The organism is Candidatus Goldiibacteriota bacterium, from assembly GCA_016937715.1.
In the GTDB taxonomy this organism is placed as follows: domain Bacteria; phylum Oederibacteriota; class PGYV01; order PGYV01; family PGYV01; genus PGYV01.
On sequence record JAFGWA010000095.1, the window covers coordinates 1 to 3,448 of the forward strand.

Genomic DNA, 3,448 nt, shown 5'->3' on the forward strand with positions numbered 1-3,448 from the left:
CGTTAATGTGGTTTTGCCGTGGTCAACGTGCCCTATTGTTCCAACGTTTACGTGCGGTTTCGTCCTGTCAAATTTCTCTTTTGCCATCGATTATTGCCTCCCTTTATGATCTTTTGCCTGTGAATTTAGCAACAATTGCTTCTTTTATATTGTTGGGAACAGGTTCATATTTGCTGAACTGCATGGTATACATCGCCCTTCCCTGACTTAACGACCTTAAATCTGTGGCGTATCCGAACATATCCGCAAGCGGGACAAACGCCCTTATGTGCTGGGCTTTTGCCCTTTTTTCCATTCTGTCAATTCTTCCGCGGCGGGAACTTAAGTTTCCTATTATGTCTCCCATAAAATCTTCCGGAGTTACAACCTCAACGTCCATTATCGGCTCAAGAACCTGAGGATTTGCGGCTTTGAAAGCTTCTTTAAACGCCATGGAACCTGCTATCTTAAATGCCATTTCCGAAGAGTCAACATCATGGTAAGAACCGTCATGAAGAGTAACCTTTATGTCCATTATCGGGTATCCGGCTATAACGCCGTTTGCCGCAGCTTCCTGAATTCCTTTATCAACAGCCGGAATGTATTCCCTGGGAATAACACCGCCGACAATCTTATTTACAAATTCATAACCGCCGCCCTTTTCAAGCGGTTCAAGGTCTATCCATACGTGGCCGTACTGTCCGCGTCCGCCTGTCTGCCTTATATACTTGCCCTCAATGTTTTTTGCGATACCGGCAATTGTTTCCCTGTATGACACTTCAGGTTTTCCTACATTACATTCAACCTTAAATTCCCTTCTCATACGGTCAACAATAATTTCAAGGTGAAGTTCGCCCATACCCGAAATAATAGTCTGGGATGTTTCTTCATCCGTCCTTACCCTGAATGTCGGGTCTTCTTCAGCAAGTTTGTTAAGCGCAATACCCATCTTTTCCTGGTCAGCTTTTGTCTTGGGTTCAACAGCGATAAAGATAACCGGTTCCGGGAATTCCATCTTCTCAAGAATTATCGGATTTTTTTCATCGCATAAAGTTTCGCCTGTAAAAGTGTCCTTAAAACCTATTCCGGCAACAATATCACCCGCATAAGCCTCTTTAATTTCTTCCCTTGTGTTTGCGTGCATTCTGATAATACGGCCAAGCCTTTCGGTCTTGCCTTTTACAGAGTTATATACGTACGAACCGGACTGAATTGTGCCGGCATAAATCCTGAAATATGTAAGCCTTCCCACAAAAGGGTCTGACATAATCTTAAAGGCCAGCGCCGTGAATTTTTCATCATCAGAAGCGACCCTTTCAATTTCCCTTACTTCGCCTTCCGGAGCATTGGGATCAAAACCTTTGACAGGAGGAAGGTCAAGCGGACAAGGAAGATAAGCAAGTACGCCGTCAAGCAGCGGCTGAACGCCTTTATTTTTAAAAGCGGTTCCGCAGAATGCCGGGAATATTTTTAGAGCTAATGTTCCTACGCGGATAGCTTTTCTTATTGCGTCTTCTGATACTTCTTTTCCTTCAAGAAAAGCTTCCATTATTTTTTCATCATAATCAGAAGCGGCTTCCATAAGTTTTTCCCTGTAAGCCTTTGCTTCATCAAGAAGATCAGCGGGTATTTCCCTTTCTTCAAACTGTGCTCCAAGCGTTTCAGCAAGCCAGATTATCGCTTTCATCTTTACAAGGTCAATTACACCTTCAAATTTATCTTCGGCGCCTATCGGTATCTGCATTGCAACAGGTTTCGCGCCAAGTTTTTCTATAACGCTTTCAAGGCACATCTTGAAATCAGCGCCTATCCTGTCCATTTTATTAAAGAATATCATCCTTGGAACTTCATATTTATCAGCCTGACGCCAGACTGTTTCTGACTGCGGTTCAACACCGTTTACAGAGTCAAATACGCATACCGCGCCGTCAAGAACCCTTAAAGACCTTTCAACTTCAACAGTAAAATCAACGTGCCCCGGCGTGTCTATAAGGTTAATTCTATAGTCTTTCCAGAAACATGTGGTGGCAGCGGAAGTAATTGTTATGCCCCTTTCCTGTTCCTGTTCCATCCAGTCCATCGTGGCGGCGCCTTCATGCACTTCGCCGATTTTATGGGTTTTACCGGTATAATAGAGAACGCGCTCTGACAATGTTGTCTTTCCTGCGTCTATATGGGCCATAATACCTATGTTCCTTAACTTGTTTAACGGGAATTCCCTTGCCATTGTTATCTCCTGATATTTTTATTCGTTATTTATTAATTTATAAACTGAATACTACCACCTGTAATGGGCAAACGCCTTGTTGGCTTCAGCCATTTTATGCGTATCATCCTTTTTCTTCATTGCTCCGCCCTGGTTCTGCTCTGCAGCCAGTAATTCAAGCGCAAGCCTTTCAACCATGGATTTTTCCTTGCGGTCACGCGTGGCATTAATAAGCCATCTGATTGCAAGAGACTGCCTGCGGTCAGTGTTGACTTCAACAGGTATCTGATAGTTCGCACCGCCGATCCTTCTTGATTTAAGTTCCATTAAAGGCTTTATATTCTCTATGGCCGTTTTGAAAACTTCCATGGAATTTTTACCCTTTTTATCAATGTATTCAAGCGCTCCATAAACAATTGATTCCGCGGCGCTTTTTCTGCCCTGATACATTATGCAGTTGATAAGCTTGGCAATAATCAGACTGTTATATTTTGAATCTGCTTTAATTTCCCTTTTTACTGTTCTTTTTTTCCTTGGCATTTTTAATGCTCCTTAAGTATTAAATGATTTAAGCTTTTATTACTTCTTCGGCGCTTTTGTGCCGTATTTAGACCTGCTCTGTTTTCTGTTCTGAACGCCCTGCGTATCAAGCGAACCGCGTACAATGTGATATCGTACGCCGGGAAGATCTTTTACCCTGCCGCCTCTGACAAGAACGATAGAGTGTTCCTGAAGGTTGTGGCCGACACCCGGTATGTAGCACGATACTTCCATCTTGTTTGTAAGCCTTACCCTTGCAACTTTACGCAAAGCGGAGTTAGGCTTTTTAGGGGTTACAGTGTAAACCCTTGTGCAAACGCCCCTTTTCTGCGGGCACTGCCTTAAAGCCGGCGATGCCGTCTTTACATTCATCTTCGTTCTCTTGTGTCTTACCAACTGGTTGATTGTAGGCAAATCAAAAGCCTCCTTCATAAACTTGTAAAATACAAAAGGCAAAAAGTGCCTTTTATGCCCTTTTTGCCTTTTTATATGAATACATTTGTATACTATAAAAATTAAAAAGAGCAATTGAAAACTTGTATATAATATCCAAAATACACTTTATTGTCAACATATATTTTAAATTATTTTCATTATTTATAGCTCCTGTTTTTCCCTTTAAAAAATGCTGTTTTTAACCTGTTTTTACTGCATTTTATACACTTTTCTGCATCGTAAAACCTAAATTTTTTATTTTTTTATATTTTTTAAAAATAAACACAC

At 41.6% G+C, this 3,448-nt stretch carries 4 protein-coding genes; all 4 read right to left on the reverse strand.

The features are described 5' to 3' along the window. Positions 1–87, reverse strand: an 87-nt coding sequence (locus JXR81_09725; protein ID MBN2755120.1) for an elongation factor Tu, incomplete at its 3' end; no start/stop codon positions are given. Between the two features lie 16 nt (positions 88–103). Continuing rightward, positions 104–2,206 (reverse strand): elongation factor G, encoded by a 2,103-nt coding sequence (gene fusA, locus JXR81_09730; GenBank protein MBN2755121.1) that lies wholly within the window; start codon positions 2,204–2,206, stop codon positions 104–106. Between the two features lie 51 nt (positions 2,207–2,257). After that, positions 2,258–2,725: a 30S ribosomal protein S7 gene (gene rpsG / locus JXR81_09735; GenBank protein ID MBN2755122.1), complete on the reverse strand. Its 468-nt coding sequence runs from the start codon at positions 2,723–2,725 to the stop codon at positions 2,258–2,260. Positions 2,726–2,764: 39 nt separating this feature from the next. Then, complete coding sequence (locus JXR81_09740) at positions 2,765–3,139, reverse strand: 30S ribosomal protein S12 (protein MBN2755123.1); 375 nt, start codon at positions 3,137–3,139, stop codon at positions 2,765–2,767. Between the last annotated feature and the right edge of the window lie 309 nt (positions 3,140–3,448).

Excerpts from the sequence above, each read along its gene's own strand:
- rpsG (MBN2755122.1), bottom strand. The coding sequence starts at position 2,725 with ATGCCAAGGAAAAAAAGAACAGTAAAAAGGGAAATTAAAGCAGATTCA.
- fusA (MBN2755121.1), bottom strand. The coding sequence starts at position 2,206 with ATGGCAAGGGAATTCCCGTTAAACAAGTTAAGGAACATAGGTATTATG.